Genomic DNA, 22943 nt, shown 5'->3' with positions numbered 1-22943 from the left:
CTCCGTGGCCCAAAGAAGTTGGGGCACATGGGTTTTCCGCTTCCTTCTCGTCACGCTGGGCGCGCGGGATAGATTCTGCCGACCCCCACACCCAGGGGACGCAGAAGGAGCTCACGAATGCCGAACACGAACCGGACCCTGCGACATATCGGCTGGGGCGCAACGACTTTGGTCATCGGCGCGGCGGTCACCGCGCTGACCGCGCCCAGCGCCGCAGCGGACGTCGGTCCGGTCGAGATCCTGGCCTGCCCCTCGGATCCGGCAGCGTCGACACCGTGCGTGGCGCCTGGGTCATATGTGGTGGGCCAGGCCTACACGATTTTCACGTCGTACGGGATCGATTACGGACTCGACGGGGGACAGCTCAACCCCTTCGTGGATACCTTCGACAACGGATCGTGCGTCGCGAGCGCCCCGGCGACCGACACCGACGGGATCCACAATTACACGCGGATCACATGGGTTCCGACCACACCGGGAACTCACAAGATCCGCGCGATCAAGGGCTCCTCCTTCGCCGACGCCACCGTCACCGTCGTCGCCGCGCCGGCCGGGTCGATCAGCGTCACGCCGCCCGCGCAGGCCGCCTGCCACGGGGACGGCACGATCTCCGGCAGCGCCGCGCTCCCCAAGATCGTTCTCCCCAGCCTGGGCAGTTCGCAGCTGTTCCCGACCGGTAGCGCCAGCCGTCGGTGAGCCGGTCCCTCGGCTCGGCAGGGAGCCGAGGGACCCGGGCCGCCGCCCACCGATTCCCGGGGAGTTCTCAGTCCAGGAAGTTGGGTGGGCGGCGGTCGCGGCGGGCGCGGACGGCCTCGTCGAAGTTCTCGGTGGTGAGGCGGACGTAGAGCTGGGCCATGCCCTCGGTCTGCATGTGGGATTCGAAGCTGCCGGCTTCCAGGCCGCTCCACAGCAGGCGCTTGGTGAGTTCGCCGCCGCTGCGGCTCCAGCGCAGGATCTGGTCGGCGGTGTCGTAGGCGGCCTCGAGGAGTTTGTCGCCGGGGACCACGCGGGAGACGATGCCGATGCGCTCGGCCTCGGCCGCGTCGACGTCGCGACCGGTCAGCATGATCTCGAAGGCGCGGGTCGAACCGATGGCGCGCGGGAGCGTGTAGCTGATGCCGAGTTCGGCGGCGGTGAGGCCGTTGTTGATGCCCGCAGCGCGGAAGTACGCGTCCTCCGAGGCGATCCGGATGTCGGTGCCCATGGCCAGGCAGAAGCCGCCGCCGATGGCCGCGCCGTTGATGGCGCTGATCACCGGCTGGTGCATGCGCTTGATCGTGAGCATCACATTGTCGAGCAGTTCCATCGAGCGACGGCCGATGGTGGTGCGCGTCAAGCCCTCTACACCCGGCACCCTGCCCGCGTGCTGCAGATCCGCGCCCGAGCAGAAGCCGTGCCCGGCGCCGGTGAGGACGACCACGCGCACCTCGTTGTCGGCGGAGACCTCCTCGAGCGCCTCGCGCAGCGGCACCATGACATCGAACGCCATGGCGTTCATCCGCTCCGGCCGATTCAACGTGACCAGCGCGATCTGGGGACGCGGCTTCTCGACCAGCACAAACGACATCCGAACTCCTGACCAGAAAACTGTAACCTGTTACAGAATCTACGCGAGAAGTCCAGCTCCGCCTAGAAAAACGGACCCGCGATCCGAGGATCGCGGGTCCGTCAGCTGCGAGCCGGTCACCCGTCCGCAATCCGCCTCGTCATTCGGCGGCGGGCAGCAGCGCCTCGGCGAGATCATCACCGGACGGCGTGAGGTCGCCGGACGCGACCGCACCGAGCCAGCCGTGCACCCGCTGCGCCACCTCACCGGGCACCAGGCCCAGATCCTGGTGGATCTTGCCGCGCGTGGAGTGGTCCAGGAAGTGCTGCGGCACACCGAGATCGCGGGCGGGCACATCCACACCCGCGCCGCGCAGCCGCGCGGACACCGTCGAACCGATGCCGCCGTGCAGGCCGCTGTCCTCGAGCGTGACCACCAGACGGTGATTGCCGGCCAGCTTCACCAGCGTGTCCGAGACCGGCAACACCCAGCGCGGGTCGACCACGGTCACCGAAACGCCCTCGGCCGCGAGCAGATCCGCGACCTCCAGGGCGAGCCCGGCGAACGCGCCGACCGCCACCAGCAGCACATCCGCGTGCACCGAGTACGCGACGTCACCCGTCTCGGGCAGCCGCAGCACGTCGACGCCCTCGAAACGTTCGACCGCCTCGATCTCCTCGACGGCAACGCCCTTCGGGAAACGGATCGCGGTGGGGCCGTCGCTGATGTGCAGGGCCTCCCCCAGCTCCTCGCGCAGGCGCACCGCGTCACGCGGCGCCGCGACCCGGATGCCGGGCACGATGCCGAGTACCGACAGGTCCCACATGCCATTGTGCGAAGCGCCGTCGTCACCGGTGATCCCGGCGCGGTCGAGCACCAGAGTCACCGGGAGCTTGAGCAGCGCCACATCCATGAGCAGCTGGTCGAAAGCGCGGTTGAGGAAGGTGGAGTAGATGGCCACCACCGGGTGCAGACCACCCAGGGCCATACCGGCCGCGGAGGTCACGGCGTGCTGTTCGGCGATGCCGACGTCGAACATGCGGTCCGGGAAGCGGTTTCCGAACGGGGTCAAACCGGTCGGTCCGGGCATGGCGGCGGTGATCGCCACGATGTCGTCCCGCTGCTCGGCCTGCGCGATCAGCTCCGCGGAGAACACCGAGGTCCAGCTCGGCGCGGACGGGCCGCCCACCGGCACACCGGTCTCCGGATCGATCCGGTTGATGGCGTGCATCTGATCGGCCTCGTGATCCTCGGCCGGTTTGTACCCGCGGCCCTTCTGCGTCACCGCGTGCACGATGACCGGACCACCGAAGTCCTTGGCGCGACGCAGCGCCGCCTCCAACTGGACCTGATCGTGCCCGTCGACCGGACCCACGTACTTCACGCCGATATCGCTGAACAGCTCCTGCGGCGCGACCGCGTCCTTGATGCCGGTCTTGATGGCGTGCAGCATCGAGTACGCCGAATCCCCCACGCGCGGAATGCTCTGCACGATCCGCTTGGTGGCGTCGAGCGCGTGCTCGTAGGCGGGCTGGGTGCGCAGGCCCGCGAGCCGCTCGGCCAGACCGCCGATGGTCGGCGCGTAGGAACGGCCGTTGTCGTTGACCACCACGATGACCGAGCGGTCCTGCCCGGCGGCGATATTGTTCAACGCCTCCCAGCACATGCCGCCGGTGAGCGCGCCGTCACCGACCACCGCGACCACGTGCCGCTTCTGCCGGGTCAGCGCGAACGCCTTGGCCAGCCCGTCCGCGTAGGACAGTGAGGCCGACGCGTGCGAGGACTCCACCCAGTCGTGGGCGCTCTCGGCGCGGCACGGATAACCCGACAGCCCGCCTTCCTTGCGCAGCGTGTCGAACCCGTCCTTGCGGCCGGTGAGGATCTTGTGCACGTAGGCCTGATGCCCGGTGTCGAAGATGATCGGGTCGGCAGGCGAGTCGAAGACCCGGTGCAACGCGATGGTCAGCTCCACGACGCCGAGGTTCGGCCCGAGGTGCCCGCCGGTGACGGCGACCTTGCGCACCAGGAACTCGCGAATCTCCTCGGCCAGCTCCTGCAACTCCGGTACCGACAGCCGGCGCAGATCCTCGGGCATGTCGACCCGGGAAAGCACTCCCACGGCTATTGCTCCCTCCGGATGTCTCCTGTGTTTGCAACAGTCTACGGAGCCCTTTCCGGCCCCCGATGCCAGGAACGAAACACCACCTGCGACATCCGTAACAGATGTGAGGCTCAACACAGATTACGCCCGTTACGCTGGGCCTGTGGTCCCCTCCGCCGGCGTCGTGGCCCGCATCATCGACGAAGTGTACGAGCTCTGTCGCGCCGACACGTCGGGAACGCTCGCCGACTACATTCCCGAACTCGCCGCCGTGCAACCCGATTCGTTCGGCATCTGCCTGGCAACCGCGGACGGGCGTGTCTACGGCAGCGGAGATCTGGACGCCGCCTTCACGATTCAATCGATCTCCAAGCCCTTCACCTACGCGCTCGCGCTCGCCGACCAGGGGTTGGCCGAGGTGGCGCGGCGCATCGACGTGGAGCCGACCGGCGAGCCGTTCAACGAGATCAGCCTCGATCCGCAGACCCAGCGACCGCGTAATCCGATGATCAACGCCGGGGCCATCGCCGCGGCCGGACTCGTCAAGGGGACCGACGCCGCCGACCGGTTCGCCCGAATCCGGCGCAGTTACAGCCGATTCGCCGGGCGCGAACTCACCATGAACGAGGACGTCTACGCCTCCGAGGCGCGCACCGGGTACCGGAATCGCGCCATCGGGTATCTGCTGCGCGGGGCCGACATCATCGACGTCGATCCGGACGAAGCAGTCGACCGCTACTTCCGGCAGTGCTCGATCGACGTCACCTGCCGCGATCTGGCCGTCATGGCCGCCACCCTCGCCAACAACGGCGTCAATCCGCTCACCCGGGAACGGGCACTGACCGGACCACTCGTACAACAGGTGCTCTCGGTCATGACCACCTGCGGCATGTACGACGCGGCCGGGGACTGGGTGACCACCGTCGGACTGCCCGCCAAAAGCGGTGTGGGCGGCGGCATCCTGGCGGTGCTGCCGGGACAGATCGGAATCGCGGTGTACTCACCGCGATTGGACGCGCACGGCAGCAGCGTGCGCGGGGTCAAGGCGTGCCGGGAACTGTCGACCCGGCTGGGCCTGCACTTCCTGCACGTGACCCGGGCCGCACACACCGCCATCCGGACCGCGTACACGGTCGCCGACGCGCCCTCCCGGCTGCGCCGCGACCCCGACGAACTGGCGGTGCTGCACGAATTCGGCGACCACGCGCGCATCTTCGAACTGAACGGCGACCTGCTGTTCGCCGGAGCCGAATCCGCGGTGCGCGCCGTCGAGGACACGCCCGGCGAACTCGAGGCCCTGGTGCTGGATCTGAAGGAGGTCGGGGACGTCAGCCCGATCGCCGTCCGCATGATCGAGGACCTGCGCACCGAGCTGGCCGCCGCCGGTTGCCCTGTTGGACTGGTCGATCCGGACGCCAAACTCGGACGGCTCGCCTCCAGCCTGAACCCCGCCGACGTGAACGGGCGAGTGTTCATCGACCGCGACGCCGCCACCGAATGGTGCGAACAACTCGTCCTCGACAAGCACCGGCCCGCCGGGCAGCACTGCCCCGCCGCCCTCAGCGTCGACGAGCATCCCGCGCTCGCCGACATGCCCGCCGACGACCGGGAGCGGATGGCGAAGGAATTCGAGACCCGCACCGTCGCGCGCGGCGAACTCATCGTGCCGCGCGACAGCCCACGCTGCGGACTGTTCCTGATCCTCGACGGACGGGTCCGGTTCACCTTCACCGACCGCGACGACCGGCGGCACCGGCTGATCACCCTCACCCCGGGCATGTCGTTCGGCGAGACCTCCATGCTGGCGGACATGCGCTACGCCAACGACGTGTACGCCGAGACCACCGTCCGGCTGGCCGTGCTGCCGCCCGCCCGCTTCGACGAGCTCACCAGCCAGGCCCCGCAGATCAAACTCGCGCTCCTGGAACGGCTGGCGGCCGCCGCGTACGCCCAGGCCGACGCCGCCGTGCGGGCCGTCTCGGCGCACGACGGAGTCTGAGAACCGGCGCGCTCCGCCGACGACGCGATCGCCCCACGCGCCGAACCGGCGTGTGACCACACCGCCACCCCTGTCGCGTCCCGCGTACGTCGGCGGGCGTACGCGGGATTACGCCGACGCGTGCAGGCGCGCCGCCCGGAACGCGCCTACGCTGGCGGACAACGAAATTCCCTCCCTCCCATGAGGCGGATGTCATGACCGATTTCGATCCCGCGGTCTACGGACCGCCCACCGTGCGCGTCGGCACCGCGGAACGCGAGCAGGCCGCCGCGGCGCTGGGTGAGCATTTCGCGGCCGGCCGCCTCGACCTCGACGAATACGACGACCGGGTGGGACGCGCGTACGCCGCCAAGACCGCGGGCGAGCTGGCCGTACTGTTCGGCGACCTACCCCGGCCGCAACCTCCGGCTCCGCAGGTCCAGGCCGCACCGCCCGCTCCGCGCCGCGCGCTGCCGCTGGTGCCGGTCGGGGCGGGTGCGCTGGTGGTGCTCGCGTTGGTGTTCGCGATCGTCACCCATATCTTCCCGTTCTTCCTGTTCCCGGTGCTGTTCTTCGTGTTCGCGCGGGGCCGGCGCGGCTACGGCTATCACGGTCCGCGCTACCACCGCGGCTGACGGCTATGGTGGATCCGTGGGTGTATTCGGTGAACTGTTCCCCGGCAAGAAGCTCGAGGACGACGGCAGCGAGGACGGCGGCGGCCAGCTGCACCAGCCGCGCGTGAGCCTCGACCTGGACGCGGGAGTCATCCGGGTGTCCCCCGCGACCCCGCCCGCGCCGCCGGCCGACCCCGACGCGCCCGCCGAGCACGCCTGATACCCAGCCGCTAGGGTTGGCCCTGACAGGCGACGAGCCGGGGACGAGGGCGAAACACCGTGACGGACAACCATGATCAGTGGCGCAACCCCGACAGCCCGGCGACGCCCGCGCACGCCCCGCAGGACCCGAACCGCGTCTGGGGCGAGCAGCCGACCACGAATTACCCTGGGCACCAGCCGATAACGCCGGACCCGACCATGGTCCACCCGGGCTACGACCCGACGGCCGTCCACCCCGGACAAGCGCCCGTCCCGAATCACCCCGGCTACGAACCGACCGCCGTGTACCCCGGCCAGGCACCGGTGCCCAACCAGCCCGGCTACGAGCCCACAGCAGTGCACCCCGGCTACACACCGGTCCCGAATCATCCTGGGTACGAACCGACTGCGGTCTACCCCGGGCAAGCACCGGTCCCGAACCACCCCGGCTATGAACCGACCGCGGTCTACCCCGGCCAGGCACCGGTCCCGAACCAGTCCGGATACGAGCCGACGGCGGTTTACACCGGGCAGCAGCCGATTCCGGGATACCCGGGGCAGGATCCGACGGCGATCTACCCCGGTCAGCCCGTCCCCGGCTACCCGTCCGGTGCGTACCCGGGTCAGGAGTCGGCACCGAATTATCTTGGCCAGCAGCCCGTTCCGGGGTACGGCCAACCGCAGCCCACGCCGGGCGGCGGAGGCAATCGGACCTGGATCGTGCTGGCCGCCCTCGTGGCCGTGATCGTGGTCGTCGGCGGCGGGATCGCGGCGTACGCGCTGACCCGGGACTCGTCGAGCTCCACCACCGCCGCGCCCAGCACCACCGCGGGCCCGGCTCCCACCAGCCGCTCCGGAGGACCGTCGACCGGGCCGTCCAAGTCCGGTGCGCCCAAGCCGGGCGCGGGGACGGTGGTCGTGCCGGCCTACGGCGTCAGCTACGACGTGCCGAGCGGCTGGACCGTGGGCGATCCGGCCGACACCGTGCCGCAGACCGGGATCGACGGCACGTTCACCGGCCACGGCAAGGCCACCGAGGGCAGCGGCTACTGCCCCGGCTCGGCGTACCGGTCGCTCGCCTACGTCACCCGCGCCGACGGCAGCGACCCGGCCGCGGCCGCGCTCAAGGTCGCGAAGATCTCCGCCCAGGGCGGCTACATGGACAAATCCGGCGGCGCCGCGGGCGCGCCCACCGCGGTGAAAACCACGAGCGGCATCGCCGGCCAGCAGGTGGAGACCTCCGGCAGCTGGAAGCCCGACGCGGCCGGCTGCACCACGACGACTTATTCGATCTACACCTTCGCCTTCACCGGCCCCAAGAACGCCCTGCTGGTGCTGGCCATCCTCGCCGACCGCGGCACCACCGGCGAGCTCGCCGCCGACCAGGCCAAGCAGATCATCGCCAGCGTCCGCACCTCCTGACCCCCGGTCCGGCGCATCCTCGGCGCCCGCTGAATCGCGATCCATAGACTGGGGCGATGCCCCTCGTCGAGGTGACCCACAAGGCCGAACTGCCCGAGACGGTCCTGCGGGAGCTGGGCAAATGGCTGCCGCACCTGGTGTCCCAGGCGGTCGAATGCCCCGAGGAGCCCTACGACGGGGATTTGCAGCCCGGGGACGTGGAGATCCGTTTCCGGCCACTGGGCAAGTTCGACCGGTCCGGACTGGACGTGGTCATCGAGATCCGGTCGAAGTACTTCGCGAGTCGTGCCGACAACCGGCAGGAACGCTGTGACCGGCTGCTGGCCGATATCGAGAAGTTCGTCGACGCCACGATCGGCGTCTATCTGACACTGCCCGTCGCCGCGTGGGCGCAGAGCGAGTAGCCGCTCACCGGAATCCTTTCCATCAGTATTTCAATCAATGATTGAAATACTGATTGAACCGTGTTTCACTGCTTGGCATGGTCGAGAAGGTGTCCGCGGGAACGCGGGAACGGCTGATCGCCGCGGCGGAGCAACTGCTGCTGACCGAGCCGTACGACGAGGTCTCGGTGCGGGCGGTGTGCGCGGCGGCCGGGGCCAATCCGGCGGCCGTGCACTACCACTTCGGATCCAAGGAGGCGCTGGTCGGCGCGCTCATCGAGGATCGGCTCGGGCCGCTGTGGGCCGAGGGCCTGTCCGGGGCGCGGGGCGGACGCGATTCGGTGCCCGCGGTGGTGGACGCCATCCTCGCGCCGTTCGTCAGCCTGGCCGAAGATCCGCTGGGGCGCTTGCACTTACGGCTGCTGGCCCGCTTCGTCCTCGGACGACATCTGACCACTTGGCGTGGGCCGTGGTTCCAGATGGATTCCTGGGCGCCGCTGTTGCCGGAACTGTCCCGGGGCCAGGCCGCGCAGCGCTGGATGCTGGCCTTCGACCTGATCATCATGCGATTCGGCGCACCCGAGATCGAGGATCACGGCATGCCGGAATCGGCGCTCACGGCCCTGCGCACCTTCGTGGTGGCCGGACTCACCGCATCGGGAGAACAACCATGAACGACATCTTCGCACCGGCGAAACTCGGCCCGATCACCTTGCGCAACAGGGTGATCAAGGCCGCCACCTTCGAGGGCCGCACCCCCGAGGCGCTGGTCACCCCCGAACTCATCGACTTCCATCGCGAAGTCGCCGCGGGCGGGGTCGGCATGACCACGGTCGCCTACTGCGCGGTCGCGCCGGGCGGGCGCACCGACCGGCACCAGATCTGGATGCGGCCCGAAGCCGTTGCCGGACTACGGGAATTGACCGACGCCGTGCACGCCGAGGGCGCGGCCGCCAGCGCCCAGATCGGGCACGCCGGACCGGTCGCCAACGCCGCCTCCAACCGGGTGCCCGCGCTCGCGCCGAGCCCGCTGTTCAGCCCGCTGAGCATGAAAGCCATGAAGGTGCCCGGCGACGCCGAGATCCGCGAACTCATCACAGCCCACGCGCAGGCCGCGCTGCTGGCCGAGCAAGCCGGATTCGACGCCGTCGAAATCCATTTCGGCCACAACTACCTGGTCAGCTCGTTCCTTAGCCCGCTGCTCAACCGGCGCGGCGACCGCTGGGGCGGGCCGCTGGTCAATCGGGCCCGGCTGGCCCGCGAAATCGCCTGCGCCGTCCGCGAAGCCGTCGGCGACCGGCTCGCGGTGACCGCCAAACTCAATATGGAGGACGGCCGCCGCGGCGGGCTCACTATCCCCGAGAGCGTGCAGGTGGCCGCCTGGCTCGAAGCCGACGGCGCGCTCGACGCGCTCGAACTGACCGCGGGCAGCTCACTGCTCAACCCGATGCTGCTGTTCCACGGCGACGCGCCGCGCAAGGAATTCGCCGAGGTCCTGCCCGGTCCGGCGCGGCTCGGTTTCAAGGTGGTCGGGCGCGCCTTCCTCAAGGAGTACCCGTATCAGGAGGCGTACCTGCTGGAGCGGGCCCGCCAGTTCCGCCGGGAACTGTCCCTGCCGCTGATCCTGCTGGGCGGCATCACCAATCTGGACACCATGAACCTGGCCCGCGCCGAGGGCTTCGAGTTCGTCGCCATGGGCCGGGCGCTGCTGCGCGAACCGGACCTGTTGCGGCGCATCCAATCCGAGGCGGGCACCCAGTCGGCCTGCGTGCACTGCAACAAGTGCATGCCCACCATCTACACCTCCACCCGCTGCGTGTTCCGGCCGGAGCGGACCATCATCGATTTCGACGGAAGGCAGCGAGCATGAGCGGACGGCTCGAGGGGCGGGTAGCCCTGATCAGTGGCGGCGCATCGGGAATGGGCGCGTCGCACGCGCGCGCGTTCGTGGCCGAGGGCGCCTCGGTGCTCATCGGCGACATCTCCGACGAGGCGGGGATGAAGCTGGCCGCCGAACTCGGTGACGCGGCGGCGTTCGTCCATCTCGACGTGACCAGCGCCGCGGACTGGCGGGTCGCGGTGGACGCGGCCGTCGAACGATTCGGCAAGCTGAACGTGCTGGTCAACAACGCCGGCATCCTCGACTTCGGACCGCTCGGCGAATACACCGAAGAACAGTGGCAGCGTGCGCTTTCCATCAATCTGACGGGACCGTTCCTGGGCCTGACCGCCGCCCGGGACGCCCTGGTGGCGGCGCGGCCCGCGTCGGTGGTGAACATCTCCTCCGCCGCCGGAATCCAGGGCGTGCCGGGCGCGCACGCCTACACCGCCTCCAAGTTCGGGGTGCGCGGGCTGACCAAGTCCGCGGCGATCGAGCTTGCCCCGCACGGGGTTCGGGTGAACTCCGTGCACCCGGGCGGGATCCTGACCCCGATGATCGGGGTGCCCGAGGGCACCACCGCCGATCGCGCGGCCAATCCCCTGGCCCGGCTCGGCACGCCCCAGGAAGTCACCGACGTGGTCGTCTTCCTGGCCAGCCAGGAATCCAGCTACTGCAATGCCGCCGAATTCGTCGTCGACGGCGGCATGACGGCCGGCCGGCCGGTCTGATCCACCGAGTGGCACATGCTGGATGTGCCACTCGGCGCATCGCTACTGCTGGTAGGTCGTCAGGAAGCGGCCGATGCGCTCGATGATCGCTTCGAGCTCATCGGCGTGCGGCAGCGTCACGATCCGGAAGTGGTCGGGGCGCGGCCAATTGAAGCCGGTGCCCTGCACGATGTGGATCTTCTCGCGTAGCAGCAGATCCAGCACGAACTGCTCGTCGTCGTGGATCTTGTACATGTCGAGATCGATGCGCGGGAAGGCGTACAGCGCGCCCTTGGGCTTCACGCACGAGATGCCCGGGATCGCGTTGAGCGCCTCCCACGCCCGGTCGCGCTGCTCGCGCAGCCGGCCGCCGGGCAGGGTCAGGTCGTAGATGCTCTGGTGTCCGCCGAGGGCGGCCTGGATCGCCTGCTGCGCGGGCACATTCGCGCACAGCCGCAGACCGGCCAGCATGGTCAGGCCCTCGAGGTAGTTCTCGGCGTGCTCGACCGGGCCGGAGACGACCAGCCAGCCGCCGCGGAAACCGGCGGCGCGGTAGGACTTCGAGAGTCCGGAGAAGGTCAGGCACAGCACATCCGGGGCCAGGGCGGCGGTGGCGGTGTGCTCGAGATCGTCGTAGAGGATCTTGTCGTAGATCTCGTCGGAGAACACCACCAGGTTGTGACGGCGCGCCAGCTCCAGCATCTGGCGCACCACCTCGGGCGAGTACACGGCGCCGGTGGGGTTGTTCGGGTTGATGATGACCAGGGCGCGGGTGCGGTCGGTGATCTTGGACTCGATATCGGCCAGATCCGGCATCCAGTCGGCCTGCTCGTCACAGATGTAGTGCACGGGACGGCCGCCGTTGAGCGCGGTGGCGGCGGTCCAGAGCGGGAAATCCGGTGCGGGAACCAGGACTTCGTCGCCGTTCTCCAGCAGCGCGGTCATGGCCATCATGATCAGTTCGGAGACGCCGTTGCCGAGGAAGACCTGCTCGACGTCGATCTCGCTCAGACCCAGGGTCTGGTAGTACTGCACCACCGCGCGGCGTGCCGAGAGCAGGCCCTTGGACGAGGAGTAGCCGCTGGACTGCGGCAGGTTGCGGACCATGTCCTGGAGCAGTTCGGCGGGTGCTTCGAAGCCGAAGGGCAGTGGGTTACCGGTATTGAGCTTCACGACGTGATGCCCCTCGGCTTCCAGCCGTGCGGCATGCTCGGCGACCGGTCCACGGATCTCGTAGGACACGCCCGACAGCTTGCTCGACTGCTTCACCTGCATGAACGACCTCTTCTCGGTGTGGTTGCCGCACACTCTACTTGGAATTTCCAAGTTTGCACTTGGTATTTCCAAGTTGTTGGTTACAGTGGGATCGTGCCACGCCGAAGCTACGACCACTACTGCACCGTGAGCCGCGCCCTCGACATCGTCGGCGACCGGTGGAATCTACTGGTGGTCCGGGAACTCTGCTCGGGCCCGCGCCGCTACAGCGACCTGTTCGCCGACCTGCCCGGCATCAGCACCGACGTGCTGGCCGCCCGGCTCAAGGACCTCGAGCGTGACGGGATTCTCACCAAACGCCGCATCGGGCCGCGAGCGGGAACCGCGCTCTACGAACTCACCGACTCCGGTGCGGCGCTGCGGCCGGTCCTCGACACCCTCTCGGCCTGGGGCACCGCCCAGCTCGGGGAGCAGCGCGCCACCGACGCGGTCCGCGCCCACTGGTTCGCGTTCCCCCTCGGGCGGTCCGTCGCCGAACTCGTCCCCACGGGCACGGTCACGGTCCGTATCGGCGACACCGCCTTCCACTACGTGATCACCGAGACCGGCCTGACCCACCACGACGGACCGGCCGACGCGCCCGACCTGGACCTGCGGCTCGATCTGGCCGCGGCGAGCGAGATCGCCACGGGCGCACGCTCACTCGCCGACACCCTCGCCGAGGCCACGGGCAGCGGACATCCGGCCGCCTGACGCGGGCCGTCCGCGCGGCACGGGCGAGGGGTCACCCGGCGTCGGTAGCATCGGCTGGGTTGCGCCCGCATCGACCGAGGAGGACCGCGTGACCAGCGACAACGTCGGCACCATCACGATGATCGGATCCGGGAGCGCCAGTGCGACACCGGACATCATGCGGGTCGCCATTTCCGTGGACACCCGCGCCGACACCGTGGCCGCGGCCTACGCGCGCGCCGGGGAAGGGGCCGACGCGGTGATCCAGTCGCTGCGCGGGGACGGGGTGCAGGGTCGCGACATCTCCACCAGCGGGCTGACCGTGCGGGCGGACACCGTGTGGACCGACGGCAATCGGGAGAAACTGGTCGGATACTCGGCGGGGACGTCGCTGACCGTGACTCTGCGCGATATCGCCGGGCCCGACGGGGAAGCGAAGTCCGGCCAGGACGGTGGGCCCGCCGCGATCATCGCCCACGCCGTCGCCGCCGGAGGTGACGATGTGCGGCTGGGCGGGCTGACGCTGACCGTGGCCGATGAGGAATCGCTGATGGTCCGCGCTCGCGACGAGGCCTGGGAGCACGCGGTCAGCAAGGCCGAACAGTACGTGTCGCGGGCGGGCCGCACACTCGGTCCGGTCGTCGAGATCACCGAGAACATCTCGGGCCCGACCCCGGCCCCGCGCGTCGCCTTCGCGGCCGCCGCGAAAGCCGGAGGGGCCCCGGCCATGCCGGTGGAACTCGGTGAGAGCGAGATGTCCACCAGCATCCGCGTCACCTGGCAGCTCGCCTAGCTTCGATTCAGTGCTGGACTCGAGCCAGCAGCGCGGTGGCGTGGACGAGGGTCAGCTGAACGCGGAATCTGGTGGCGTCGGCCCTGGTTCGGTGCGGGAACGGGTCCTCGCCGGTCAGGCCGCGCAGGTCGTGCAGCAGGCGGGTGCCCTCGGTGATGGTGAGCCGGCCGGTGTCGACGAGGTGGCGGACATTGCGGGTGCCGTCGAGGTCGCCGGTGCCCGTGGCGTAGGCCGTCACCTGGAGCAGGGCCGAACGCAGGCGCTTCTCACACGCCGGAAAACGGCCGCGCCCATAGTGTTTGACGGCGGCGCGCAAGTGGTCGAGGGCGGTCTGCTGGCCGCGCACCTCCAACTCGGTCTCCAACAAGGTGACCCGGTCGGCGAGGCGCACCGGCAGCTCGCCGGTGGGTTTGAGGCGGCAGCGCACGGTTCCATCGGGGCCGTCCCCCGTCACCCGGTCGATCTTCATGCGATACCCGTCGGCCAGCAGCGCCCGGCGCAGCTCCGGCATCCACGCCGGAAGACTCTTGCGCTGCAACGACTCCCCCTGCAGGAAGCGCGACACCGTCACCTCGACCAGATCCAGCAGCGCCCGATCCGCCTCCGCGTTCCCGCCCTGCGCCGCGACCCGCGCCCCGTACACCGGACTCACCAGCCGCCCCCAGTAGCTGTCGGCGTTCACCCACATCGGGACCCCGTACTCCGGCCGCTTGAGATCCACCCCCAGCAGCAGCGCCTCGAGCGAGTGGAACTTCGACTGATCCCCGTAGATCAGCTCCAGGACCGACGCCACCGTCGGGTCCGACAACGTACTCATGGGCAACATCTTGGCGCAGCCCCAGAATCCGCCACCCGCCAACCCACCTGCGCCACAACAAGATCAGGGAGCGGCCGACGCGGGGATCCGGAGGGATCCCCGCGGTGACAGCTCCCTGATCTCGGGGGTCAGCGTTCGAAGGCGGCGATGCACTCGACGTGATGGGTGCCGGGGAAGGCGTCGAAGACGCGCAAGGCCACGGGGTGGTACCCGGCGGAACGGTAGAGGCCCACGTCGCGGGCGAAAGAGGCCGGGTCGCAGCCGATATGGACGATGCGACGCGGGGAATGCTCGCTCAGGGCGTTGATCACGTCCTTGCCCGCGCCCGCGCGCGGCGGATCCAGGACCACGACATCCGGTGCGGCGCCGGACTGTTCGTGAATCCAGCGCTCGACCCGTTCGGCGGTCAGATCCACCCACGGCATGTCCCGCAGCGCGGCCCGGCCTTCGGCGACCGCGGTGCGCGCGAACTCCACGCCGTGCACGAACCCGGTGACGCCGACCTGCCCGGCCAGTCGCGCCGCGAACACGCCGACACCGCAGTACAGATCCCACACCAGCGCGCCCGGCGCGGCATCGGCCCACTCGGCCACCACATCCGAATAGCACTGCGCCGCACCGTAATGCGGCTGCCAGAAGCCGGTCGCCGACAGCTCCCACCGGCGCTCGGCGACATACTGCACCGCCCGCCCGGTGCCATCCACGACCCGCTCGGTCCGGGCGCTGTGCGCCGCCGCCCGCCGCGCGGCGGTACTGCGCCGATCCCCGCCGCGCGCGGAACCCTCGGCGCGACCGCCCCGATCACGCCGCTCCCGCTGGCCGCCGCGTTCGTCCCCGGCGGGCGCGACCTCGACCAGATGCCGCATCCCGTCCCCGTCGACGGCCACCACGAGATCGGCCCCGGGCGTCCATGTCCGTTCGGCGATGCCATCCATGGCGCCCGCCATCGGCTGCGGGCATCGCAGATCCGTGATCACCTCGGTGCTCCGATAGCCGTGCACCCCGGCGCGGCCGTCGGCGTCCACGACCAGCCGCACCCGGCTGCGCCAGCCACCGGCATACGCGTCCGCCGACGGCGGCCCGACCAGCCGCCCGCCGCGTCCGGGCTCACCGGCCGGGCTGCCGATGAGGGCGCTCGCCACACGCGTGGCCACTCCCCCGATCCGGCCCGGCGCGACACCGGTGGACGCGGACGTGTCCGGGCGTCCCCCGGCGGGCGACTCGGATACCGGTCCTGAATGAGACTTCTCGGGCGCGGCAGGCTCGGGCACCTCGGAGGCACCCGCCGTCGGCTGCGATTCGGGGCGCGAACCCGCGAGCAGGGTCGCACCGAGACTCGTGGTCACGCCGCGGGTGCGTCCGGAACTGCCCGGCCGGGCGATCAGCCCGGTGCGGGAGTCCTGCGCCACCGCGCCGGTCGGCAGTCCCAGGGGCACCGGGATGGGTTCGACGACGAAGTCGGGCTCCCAGTCGGCGAGGCGACGCAGCTGGTCGGCGACGACCTGATGCTTGAGGGCGCGCTGGGCCTCCGGGGTGGCGAAGGTGAAGTCGCAGCAGCCCGCGCCGCCGGGGCCCGACACCGGGCAGGTGGCGGGCACGCGGTCGGGCGACGGGTCGAGGATGTCGATGGCGTCGGCACGGCAGAACGAGCCGCCGCGATCCTCGGTGATCAGGGCCCGGACCAGCTCGCCCGGCAGTCCGTGGCGGACGAACAGCACGCGGCCCTCGTGCCGGGCCACACAGAATCCGCCGTGGCCGGGCGGGCCGAGACGAACCTCGAAGACCTCGCCGTACCAATCGGGTCCGCTCACGACTCGTCCCCGAAACCACGACGCACCGAACCGGGCGCGTTGACCACGCGGCTGGGATGGGCCCGGCCCGCCGAGGAGGACAGCTGCCACGGGACGCTGGTCACCATGACGCCGGGCTCGAACAGCAGACGCCCCTTCAGGCGCAGCGCGCTCTGGTTGTGCAGCAGCTGCTCCCACCAGTGGCCGACCACGTATTCGGGGATGAACACGGTGACCACGTCGCGCGGTGAGGTCTTGCGCACGCGCTTCACGTAATCCATCACGGGCTTGGTGATCTCGCGGTACGGCGATTCGATCACCTTGAGCGGCACCGCGATATCGCTGGACTCCCACGCGCGCACCAGCGCCCGGGTATCGGGTTCGTCGACGTTCACCGTGATGGCCTCGATGGTGTCGGGCCGGGTGGCGCGGGCGTAGGCCAGCGCGCGGCGAGTCGGCATGTGCAGCTTGGACACCAGCACGATGGAGTGGGTGCGGCTGGGCAGCACCGCGTCCCAATCGGCCTCGTCCAGCTCCCGCGACACGGAGTCGTAATGGCGGCGAATGAGTTTCATCAGGCCGAAGATCGCCGCCATGGTGATGATCGCGATCCACGCGCCCGCCACGAACTTGGTGACCAGCACGATGATCAGCACGGTCGCGGTCATGGTCAGGCCGATGGCGTTGATCACCCGCGACCGCTTCATCCGCATCCGCTGAGCGGGATCGGTCTCGGTGCGCAGCAGCCGGGTCCAGTGCCGCAGCATGCCGGTCTGGCTCAGCACGAACGACACGAACACACCGACGATGTAGAGCTGGATCAGGCGCGTCACCTCCGCGCCGAACAGCACCACGAACGCGATGGCCGCGCCCGCCAGGAACAGGATGCCGTTGCTGAACGCCAGCCGGTCACCGCGGGTGTGCAGCTGACGCGGCAGGAAACGGTCCTGCGCCAGAATCGAACCCAGCACCGGGAACCCGTTGAAGGCGGTATTGGCCGCCAGCACCAGGATCAGCGCGGTGACGATGGTGATGAAGTAGAACCCGGCCGGGAAGCCCGAGAACACCGCCCCCGCCAGCTGCGCCACCAGGGTCTTCTGCTCGTAACCCGCGGGCGCGCCGATCAGGTCCGAGGTGTTGTGGGCGTAGACGATGCCGACCTTCTGGGTGAGCACGATCATGCCCATGAACAGCGTGACCGCGATGCAGCCCAGCAGCAGCAGGGTGGTCGCGGCATTGCGCGACTTGGGTTTGCGGAAGGCGGGCACACCGTTGGAGATGGCCTCGACACCGGTCAGCGCCGCACAGCCGGAGGAGAAGGCGCGGGCGATGAGGAAGACGAACGCCAAGCCGAACAGATGCTCGTCCTCGGCTTTGAGCCCGAACCCGTACGACTCGGCGTGCACGGTCTGACCCAGGAAGATCCGGACGAAACCCCAGATCAGCATGACGAACATGCCGATCATGAAGGCATAGGTGGGAATCGCGAACGCCGTGCCGGATTCGCGCACACCACGCAGATTGATCGCGGTGAGGATCACAATCGCGGACACCGCGAACAGGACCTTGTGCGTCGAGACGAACGGCACCGCCGACCCGATATTGGACGCCGCCGACGAGATCGACACCGCCACCGTGAGCACGTAGTCGACCAGCAGCGCGCTGCCGACCGTCAACCCCGCGGTGGGTCCCAGGTTCTTGGTGGCGACCTCGTAGTCGCCGCCACCGGAGGGATAGGCGTGCACGTTCTGCCGGTAGCTGGCCACCACGACCGCCATCACCAGCGCGACCGCCAGACCGATCCACGGTGCGTAGACGTAGGCGGACAGACCGGCCACCGACAGCACCAGGAAGATCTCCTCGGGCGCGTATGCCACCGAAGACAGCGCGTCCGAGGCGAAGACCGGGAGCGCGATCCGCTTGGGCAGCAGCGTATGACCGAGAGAATCGCTGCGGAATGGGCGGCCCACCAGCATGCGCTTGGCGGCCGTCGTCAACTTCGACACTCCTGGCAGCATAGGTCAGTCCGCGGGGGACCGTGTTCGCGGCGCGACGCGGGCGGCCCGCGGCCGTAGGGTGACCTCGGGCGCTGTGAGGTTTTTCCGGTTCCGGTTTGAACATGTTCCGGAGGGGGAAAGTGCCCGCAGTGAAACTCGAGCGGTACGGTTGCCACCCGGCCGATATTTCGATCAAGCAACCAGACCGCACACCACGGTTTTCGGGAATGGGGTTCGTACGGTGTACGTCGTGATCATGGGATGTGGGCGGGTCGGATCCTCGCTCGCCCGCGCCCTCGTCCGCATCGGCCACGAGGTCGCGGTGATCGATCAGAACTCGAGCGCCTTCCTGCGCCTGGGCCGCGACTTCCCGGGCCTCTGCATCACCGGCGTCGGCTTCGATCGAGATGTGCTGACCCGGGCCGGAATCGAACGCGCCGGCGCCTTCGCCGCCGTCTCCTCCGGCGACAACTCCAACATCATCTCCGCCCGCGTTGCCCGCGAGACCTTCGGCGTGGAGCGCGTGGTCGCCCGCATCTACGACGCCAAACGCGCCGCCGTCTACGAGCGCCTCGGCATCCCCACCATCGCCACCGTGCCCTGGACCACCGACCGGTTCCTGCGCAACCTGGTCGCCGACCAGTCCACCACCACCTGGCGCGACCCCACCGGCACCGTCGCCGTCACCGAACTCGACCTGCACGAGAACTGGTACGGGCGTTCGGTGAACGCGCTGGAGGAGGCCATCGGGGCGCGCGTCGCCTTCGTCATCCGCTTCGGACAGGGCGTGCTGCCCACGGGCAAATCCATGCTCCAGGCCGACGACCTGGTCTACATCGCCGCCACCTCCGGCAATGTCGGCGAGGCCGTAGCGCTGGCCGCCAATCCCCCTGCACCCGAGCACTGATCGTGAAGGAAGCCCGATGAAGGTAGCCATCGCCGGGGCCGGAGCCGTCGGCCGCTCCATCGCCCAGGAACTCCTACGCGGCGGGCACCAGGTCATGCTGCTGGAACGCCGCCTCGACCACATCGACCCCACCAGCGCGCCCACCGCCGTCTGGACCCACGCCGACGCCTGCGAGCTCGAGACGCTCGAGGAAGCCGGACTCGAGACCTACGACGTGGTCATCGCCGCCACCGGCGACGACAAGGTGAACCTGGTGTTCAGCCTGCTCGCCAAGACCGAATTCGGGGTGCAGCGGGTGGTGGCCCGGGTCAACGACCCGCGCAACGAGTGGCTGTTCGACTCCTCCTGGGGCGTCGACGTCGCGGTGTCCACGCCGCGGCTGCTGGCCTCGCTCGTCGAGGAGGCGGTCTCGGTCGGCGACCTGGTGCGACTGATGACACTGCGCCAGGGTCAGGCCAACCTGGTCGAGATCACCCTGCCCACCGATACCCCCTTGGCAGGCAAGGCCGTTCGCACCCTCACCCTGCCCCGCGACGCCGCTCTGGTCACCATCCTGCGCGGCGGGCGCGTCATCGTCCCGCAGGCCGACGATCCGCTGGAAGGCGAGGACGAACTGCTGTTCGTCACCTCCGTCGAGGCCGAGGACGAACTGCGCAAGACGCTCGGCGTCAACGGAGTCAACGGGCTCCGCGCCAACGGGCTCGGCTCGGCCGAAGCCACCGCCTGACCCGCAAACCCCCGAATACGGCGATGGGCCGGGCGCACCCCCTGCGCCCGGCCCATTCGCCGTCTTCATCCCCCGAACCCTCAGGACGCCTCCCGCAGTTCGGCACGCAGCCGGTTCAGCGCGCGGTGCTGCATGACCCGCACCACGCCCGGGCTGGTGCCGATGGCCTCGGCGGTCTCGGCCGCGGTCCAGCCCAGCACGATCCGCATGACCAGCACCTCGCGGTGGGTCGAGGACAGCACCTGCATGAGGTCGCGGGTGGCGCGACGGGTCTCCATCGCCAGCGCCCGCTCCTCCGGGCCCGCCTCGGTGTTCGGGGCGTCGGGGAACTCGGCGACCGGGTAGGCCGGGTGCAGCTGCGCCCGCCGGAACGCGTCGGCCACCTTGTTCGCCGAAATGCCGTAGACGAAGGCCAGGAAGGACTTGCCCTGGTCGCGGTAGCGCGGGATGGCCTGCACCGTCGCCAGGCAGATCTCCTGCGCCACATCGTCCGCGGTCACGTGCAGATGGCCAGCGCCGCTCATGCGAGCCGCGCAGTAGCGGCGCACCAGCGGGTAGACGATCTTGAGGATCTCGGAGACGGCGGCGCGGTCACCGGCGGCGGCCGGGCCGATCAGCTTCTCCAATTCCGCTGCGGCGCGCCGGGACTCCGACGTCGCCACACTGCCGGTCTTGCTGCCTCCCCGCCCCGCCGGGTGCCGGCGCGAGGCTGCAATCTGCACCGCGGTCCCGAGCCCCTCGCTCCGTTCCTGCGCTGCCACTGCCTTGCCGTCGGTACTCAACTCCGCGTTCCTTTCTCCGTAGCCTGTGAGAGCTTCTGAGAAAGATCGTGCTCGCCGGGGGGCCGCCGAAATAGGTACCCCAGGGGTGGGTTGGTCACCCCCTTCCGTCCCCCAACGGCCCCGAAGGTGTTGCGCGACGCGGATTTAGCGCGATAAGTGCCCGAAATGGACGATTGAGCTAGACGGCGGAGTCCGAGGTCCCGGCCGTTTTCGCCGTCGCAGAGGGCAGATGTCCGGCCTTGCGGACCGCCCAGAAGGTCACCAGCGCCGCCACCGCGGTCAACGGCCACCCCATACCGATACGCGCCACCGCCAGCAGACCGGTGCTGTTGGCCGCGTACAGGTGGTTCTGCACCAGGTACCGGGCCACGAACACCAGCGCCCACACCGCGGTCGCGATGTCGTAGAGCCGCATGGCGCGCTTGTCCGAACGCCACCCGGTGCCGTGCCCGTTCAGGGCGCCCCAGATCACGCCCGCCAGCGGCCAGCGCACCACCAGAGACAGCAGGAACGCCCCGCCGTACACCAGGCTCGCGTAGATGCCGAACAGGAAGAAGCCCTTCGCCTCACCCATCCGGTAGGCGATGAACGCGCACACGCCCACCCCCAGGAAACCGGAGATTGCGGGCTGGATCGGACCGCGACGCACCAAGCGCCACACCAGGATCGCCGCGGCCACCGCCAGCGACGCCCAGATCGCGGTGGTCAGGCCGCGCAGCGAATTCACCGGCACGAACACCAGCACCGGCAGCGAGGAGTAGATCAGGCCCGACAGGCCGCCCATCTGCTCGAGCAGGGTGGGCTCGGGGCCGTCCTCGGCGCCCTCGTGGTCCTGGTCGGCCGCGCGTTCGGCGTCGACCAGCGCCTGCATGTCGTCGTCCAGCAGCGCGTTGTCCAGCCGCCAGGGGGTCTCACCGGCCTCCGGTACCGCGTTGAGCTGGACCGTGGGCGGATCGAAGGCGGGCGAGCCATAGGGCTCGGCGGGGCCGCGGCCCTCGTCGCCGCTGCTGGTGGGGTTCGGCATGAGTGTCAGGAATTCCCGCGCAGTTCGTAGTAGGGGTTGTAGATGACCTTGCCGCCATCGCGTTCACCGACGCGGCCGCGAACCAGAATACGACGGCCCGGTTCGATTCCCGGGATACGACGCCTGCCGATGAACACCAGCGCCACACTGTCGGTGCCGTCGAAGAACTCGGCCGCCACTTCCGCCCCGCCGGCCTTGGGACAGGCCTCCACACTGCGGAGCCGGCCGACCATGGTGACTTCCTCACCACGCCGGCATTCCGATGCCCGGGACGCGCCCGACGCCTCCGACGTCTCGGCGAGCTCCTCGGCATCCAAACGATCCAGGTCCTCCGTCAGTCGGCGGCCGAGCCGCCGGAAATAGCCCGACGGGGTGTCCTTCCCACCCGAGGATGGCATCTCGCACGCTCTCCTGTAGAGCTCGGACGGCGTGGTTCTCACGTCGTTCGTTCCTTCCACGTCGGCCGGCGGTTTGCCACCCGGCCGCTCGTGGCCGTACCTCCGCCACTGTAGATGGGACGGGCTGCACCCGCCACGCGCGCCCGTCCCCGCTACAGTCGGCCGGTGCCCGATCTTCCCCGTCCGGCGGTCGCCGTCGCCCTCCCAGGAACCGGCTCCGACGCCCACTTCGCCCGCCGCGCCTTCGGATCCGCCTGCGCCGCATTGGATCTGCCGTTCCTGGCGGTCGACCCGGACCCACGCGCCGTGATCGAGAGCTACCGGGCCGCGCTCGACGCCGCCGCCCGCTCCGGACCCGTCCTGGTCACCGGGATCTCACTGGGCGCGGCCGTCGCTGTGGACTGGGCGGCCGAGCACCCCGACGCGGTCTTCGGCGTCGTCGCCGCCCTGCCCGCCTGGACCGGCGCCGACACCACCGGCTGCCCCGCGGCCCTGTCCGCCGCCACCACCGCCGCCCAGCTACGCGCCGACGGCCTCGACGCCGTCATCGACCGGATGCGCGCGTCCAGCCCCGCCTGGCTGGCCGACGCCCTGACCCGCTCCTGGACCTCCCAGTGGCCGGAACTGCCGTCCGCGCTGGAAGAGGCGGCCGCCTACGCCTGGCCCGAACCCGCGCTGCTCAGCCGGGTCGGCGCGCCCGTCGAGATCATCGCCGCCGTCGACGATCCGGTGCACCCGCTGGCGGTGGCCGAGCAGTGGGCCGCGCACCTCCCCCACGCCACGCTGCACCGGATCACCCTCGACGAGTTGGGTTCGGACCCCTCGATTCTGGGTACCCGTGGCATCAATGCCCTCTTTCCTCGCCGCGTCACCACCCCCTGACCGAATTCCGGCCCACCGCAGCAGAACTCCGGCCCAGCCGACGAC

Annotated in this window: 23 protein-coding genes and 1 pseudogene; 14 read left to right on the top strand and 10 right to left on the bottom strand. The window is 69.8% G+C overall.

Going from position 1 to position 22943, the window contains the following annotated elements; translation table 11 throughout:
* Positions 1-117: 117 nt before the first annotated feature.
* Positions 118-696, top strand: a complete 579-nt coding sequence (locus ACQP06_RS13415; protein ID WP_433672512.1) for a hypothetical protein — start codon at positions 118-120, stop codon at positions 694-696.
* Positions 697-763: 67 nt separating this feature from the next.
* Here ACQP06_RS13415 and ACQP06_RS13410 read toward each other — a convergent pair whose 3' ends face one another.
* Positions 764-1567, bottom strand: a complete 804-nt coding sequence (locus ACQP06_RS13410) for an enoyl-CoA hydratase (RefSeq protein WP_433672511.1) — start codon at positions 1565-1567, stop codon at positions 764-766.
* Positions 1568-1706: 139 nt separating this feature from the next.
* Positions 1707-3665 (bottom strand): 1-deoxy-D-xylulose-5-phosphate synthase, encoded by a 1959-nt coding sequence (dxs, locus tag ACQP06_RS13405; protein ID WP_433672510.1) that lies wholly within the window; start codon positions 3663-3665, stop codon positions 1707-1709.
* A 145-nt stretch (positions 3666-3810) separates the two neighbouring features.
* Here dxs and glsA point away from each other — a divergent pair, with 145 nt between their 5' ends.
* The 8 genes from glsA (at position 3811) to ACQP06_RS13365 (ending at position 10855) form a co-directional block, all read left to right on the top strand.
* Positions 3811-5646, top strand: coding sequence for a glutaminase A (gene glsA, locus ACQP06_RS13400; protein WP_433672509.1), 1836 nt, complete (start codon positions 3811-3813; stop codon positions 5644-5646).
* Positions 5647-5840: 194 nt separating this feature from the next.
* Complete coding sequence (locus ACQP06_RS13395; RefSeq protein WP_433672508.1) at positions 5841-6260, top strand: DUF1707 SHOCT-like domain-containing protein; 420 nt, start codon at positions 5841-5843, stop codon at positions 6258-6260.
* 16 nt (positions 6261-6276) lie between these two features.
* Entirely contained in the window at positions 6277-6459 is a 183-nt protein-coding gene (locus tag ACQP06_RS13390) for a hypothetical protein (protein WP_357283124.1), read from the top strand.
* A 59-nt stretch (positions 6460-6518) separates the two neighbouring features.
* The gene (locus tag ACQP06_RS13385) at positions 6519-7862 is read left to right on the top strand and encodes a hypothetical protein (protein ID WP_433672507.1); all 1344 of its coding nucleotides are present in this window, start codon (positions 6519-6521) and stop codon (positions 7860-7862) included.
* 56 nt (positions 7863-7918) lie between these two features.
* Positions 7919-8266, top strand: coding sequence for a hypothetical protein (locus tag ACQP06_RS13380; RefSeq protein WP_379280041.1), 348 nt, complete (start codon positions 7919-7921; stop codon positions 8264-8266).
* Between the two features lie 77 nt (positions 8267-8343).
* Positions 8344-8919, top strand: coding sequence for a TetR/AcrR family transcriptional regulator (locus ACQP06_RS13375; RefSeq protein ID WP_433672506.1), 576 nt, complete (start codon positions 8344-8346; stop codon positions 8917-8919).
* Positions 8916-10115 (top strand): NADH:flavin oxidoreductase, encoded by a 1200-nt coding sequence (locus ACQP06_RS13370; protein WP_433672505.1) that lies wholly within the window; start codon positions 8916-8918, stop codon positions 10113-10115. Before ACQP06_RS13375 ends, ACQP06_RS13370 begins: the two co-directional genes overlap by 4 nt.
* A complete protein-coding gene (locus tag ACQP06_RS13365) occupies positions 10112-10855 on the top strand; it encodes a glucose 1-dehydrogenase (protein WP_433672504.1) in 744 nt (247 codons plus the stop codon). The genes ACQP06_RS13370 and ACQP06_RS13365 overlap by 4 nt, the downstream gene beginning before the upstream one ends.
* A 42-nt stretch (positions 10856-10897) precedes the next feature.
* Here the strand turns inward: ACQP06_RS13365 and ACQP06_RS13360 are convergent, their stop codons facing one another.
* Positions 10898-12181: a pyridoxal phosphate-dependent aminotransferase gene (locus ACQP06_RS13360; RefSeq protein WP_433672503.1), complete on the bottom strand. Its 1284-nt coding sequence runs from the start codon at positions 12179-12181 to the stop codon at positions 10898-10900.
* Positions 12182-12202: 21 nt separating this feature from the next.
* On the opposite strand from ACQP06_RS13360, the gene ACQP06_RS13355 reads away from it, so the two are divergent.
* Together ACQP06_RS13355 and ACQP06_RS13350 are read left to right on the top strand one after the other, a co-directional pair.
* On the top strand, positions 12203-12802 hold the full coding sequence (locus ACQP06_RS13355; RefSeq protein ID WP_433672502.1) for a winged helix-turn-helix transcriptional regulator: 600 nt from the start codon (positions 12203-12205) through the stop codon (positions 12800-12802).
* A gap of 88 nt (positions 12803-12890) precedes the next feature.
* Positions 12891-13574: an SIMPL domain-containing protein gene (locus tag ACQP06_RS13350; protein ID WP_433672501.1), complete on the top strand. Its 684-nt coding sequence runs from the start codon at positions 12891-12893 to the stop codon at positions 13572-13574.
* 7 nt (positions 13575-13581) lie between these two features.
* On the opposite strand, the gene ACQP06_RS13345 is transcribed toward ACQP06_RS13350, so the two are convergent.
* The 4 genes and pseudogenes from ACQP06_RS13345 to ACQP06_RS13330 form a co-directional block, all read right to left on the bottom strand.
* The gene (locus ACQP06_RS13345; protein ID WP_433672500.1) at positions 13582-14391 is read right to left on the bottom strand and encodes a hypothetical protein; all 810 of its coding nucleotides are present in this window, start codon (positions 14389-14391) and stop codon (positions 13582-13584) included.
* Positions 14392-14519: 128 nt separating this feature from the next.
* The gene (locus ACQP06_RS13340; protein WP_433673313.1) at positions 14520-15662 is read right to left on the bottom strand and encodes a class I SAM-dependent RNA methyltransferase; all 1143 of its coding nucleotides are present in this window, start codon (positions 15660-15662) and stop codon (positions 14520-14522) included.
* Between the two features lie 165 nt (positions 15663-15827).
* Positions 15828-16202: pseudogene (locus tag ACQP06_RS13335) on the bottom strand (TRAM domain-containing protein); the annotation flags it as partial.
* On the bottom strand, positions 16199-18187 hold the full coding sequence (locus ACQP06_RS13330) for an APC family permease (RefSeq protein WP_433672499.1): 1989 nt from the start codon (positions 18185-18187) through the stop codon (positions 16199-16201). The pseudogene ACQP06_RS13335 and the gene ACQP06_RS13330, both read right to left, overlap by 4 nt.
* A 232-nt stretch (positions 18188-18419) precedes the next feature.
* Between ACQP06_RS13330 and ACQP06_RS13325 the strand changes: the two genes are divergently transcribed.
* Both ACQP06_RS13325 and ACQP06_RS13320 read left to right on the top strand, forming a co-directional pair.
* Entirely contained in the window at positions 18420-19085 is a 666-nt protein-coding gene (locus tag ACQP06_RS13325) for a potassium channel family protein (protein WP_433672498.1), read from the top strand.
* 16 nt (positions 19086-19101) lie between these two features.
* A complete protein-coding gene (locus ACQP06_RS13320) occupies positions 19102-19812 on the top strand; it encodes a potassium channel family protein (RefSeq protein ID WP_433672497.1) in 711 nt (236 codons plus the stop codon).
* An 80-nt stretch (positions 19813-19892) separates the two neighbouring features.
* Here the strand turns inward: ACQP06_RS13320 and ACQP06_RS13315 are convergent, their stop codons facing one another.
* The 3 genes from ACQP06_RS13315 to ACQP06_RS13305 all read right to left on the bottom strand — a co-directional run bounded on the left by ACQP06_RS13315 (position 19893) and on the right by ACQP06_RS13305 (position 22016).
* Positions 19893-20474: a sigma-70 family RNA polymerase sigma factor gene (locus ACQP06_RS13315; protein ID WP_357283220.1), complete on the bottom strand. Its 582-nt coding sequence runs from the start codon at positions 20472-20474 to the stop codon at positions 19893-19895.
* Between the two features lie 298 nt (positions 20475-20772).
* Positions 20773-21378 (bottom strand): DUF3159 domain-containing protein, encoded by a 606-nt coding sequence (locus tag ACQP06_RS13310; RefSeq protein ID WP_433673312.1) that lies wholly within the window; start codon positions 21376-21378, stop codon positions 20773-20775.
* A gap of 245 nt (positions 21379-21623) precedes the next feature.
* Positions 21624-22016 carry an OB-fold nucleic acid binding domain-containing protein gene (locus tag ACQP06_RS13305; RefSeq protein ID WP_379280631.1) on the bottom strand — a complete coding sequence of 131 codons (393 nt, stop codon included), beginning with the start codon at positions 22014-22016 and terminating at the stop codon, positions 21624-21626.
* Positions 22017-22181: 165 nt separating this feature from the next.
* On the opposite strand from ACQP06_RS13305, the gene ACQP06_RS13300 reads away from it, so the two are divergent.
* Positions 22182-22898, top strand: a complete 717-nt coding sequence (locus ACQP06_RS13300) for an alpha/beta fold hydrolase (protein WP_433672496.1) — start codon at positions 22182-22184, stop codon at positions 22896-22898.
* Positions 22899-22943: the final 45 nt, after the last annotated feature.

Source organism: Nocardia sp. CA-136227 (assembly GCF_050955695.1).
Taxonomy (GTDB): Bacteria; Actinomycetota; Actinomycetes; order Mycobacteriales; family Mycobacteriaceae; genus Nocardia.
This window is presented reverse-complemented; position numbering and strand designations above follow the sequence as displayed.

What these genes read in the sequence shown, in the direction of transcription:
- ACQP06_RS13365 (WP_433672504.1), top strand. Translation starts at nt 10,112, where the DNA reads ATGAGCGGACGGCTCGAGGGGCGGGTAGCCCTGATCAGTGGCGGCGCA.
- ACQP06_RS13305 (WP_379280631.1), bottom strand. Translation starts at nt 22,016, where the DNA reads ATGCCATCCTCGGGTGGGAAGGACACCCCGTCGGGCTATTTCCGGCGG.
- ACQP06_RS13395 (WP_433672508.1), top strand. Translation starts at nt 5,841, where the DNA reads ATGACCGATTTCGATCCCGCGGTCTACGGACCGCCCACCGTGCGCGTC.
- ACQP06_RS13370 (WP_433672505.1), top strand. Translation starts at nt 8,916, where the DNA reads ATGAACGACATCTTCGCACCGGCGAAACTCGGCCCGATCACCTTGCGC.
- ACQP06_RS13345 (WP_433672500.1), bottom strand. Translation starts at nt 14,391, where the DNA reads ATGAGTACGTTGTCGGACCCGACGGTGGCGTCGGTCCTGGAGCTGATC.
- ACQP06_RS13375 (WP_433672506.1), top strand. Translation starts at nt 8,344, where the DNA reads ATGGTCGAGAAGGTGTCCGCGGGAACGCGGGAACGGCTGATCGCCGCG.
- ACQP06_RS13320 (WP_433672497.1), top strand. Translation starts at nt 19,102, where the DNA reads ATGAAGGTAGCCATCGCCGGGGCCGGAGCCGTCGGCCGCTCCATCGCC.
- ACQP06_RS13415 (WP_433672512.1), top strand. Translation starts at nt 118, where the DNA reads ATGCCGAACACGAACCGGACCCTGCGACATATCGGCTGGGGCGCAACG.
- ACQP06_RS13380 (WP_379280041.1), top strand. Translation starts at nt 7,919, where the DNA reads ATGCCCCTCGTCGAGGTGACCCACAAGGCCGAACTGCCCGAGACGGTC.
- ACQP06_RS13410 (WP_433672511.1), bottom strand. Translation starts at nt 1,567, where the DNA reads ATGTCGTTTGTGCTGGTCGAGAAGCCGCGTCCCCAGATCGCGCTGGTC.
- ACQP06_RS13310 (WP_433673312.1), bottom strand. Translation starts at nt 21,378, where the DNA reads ATGGGCGGCCTGTCGGGCCTGATCTACTCCTCGCTGCCGGTGCTGGTG.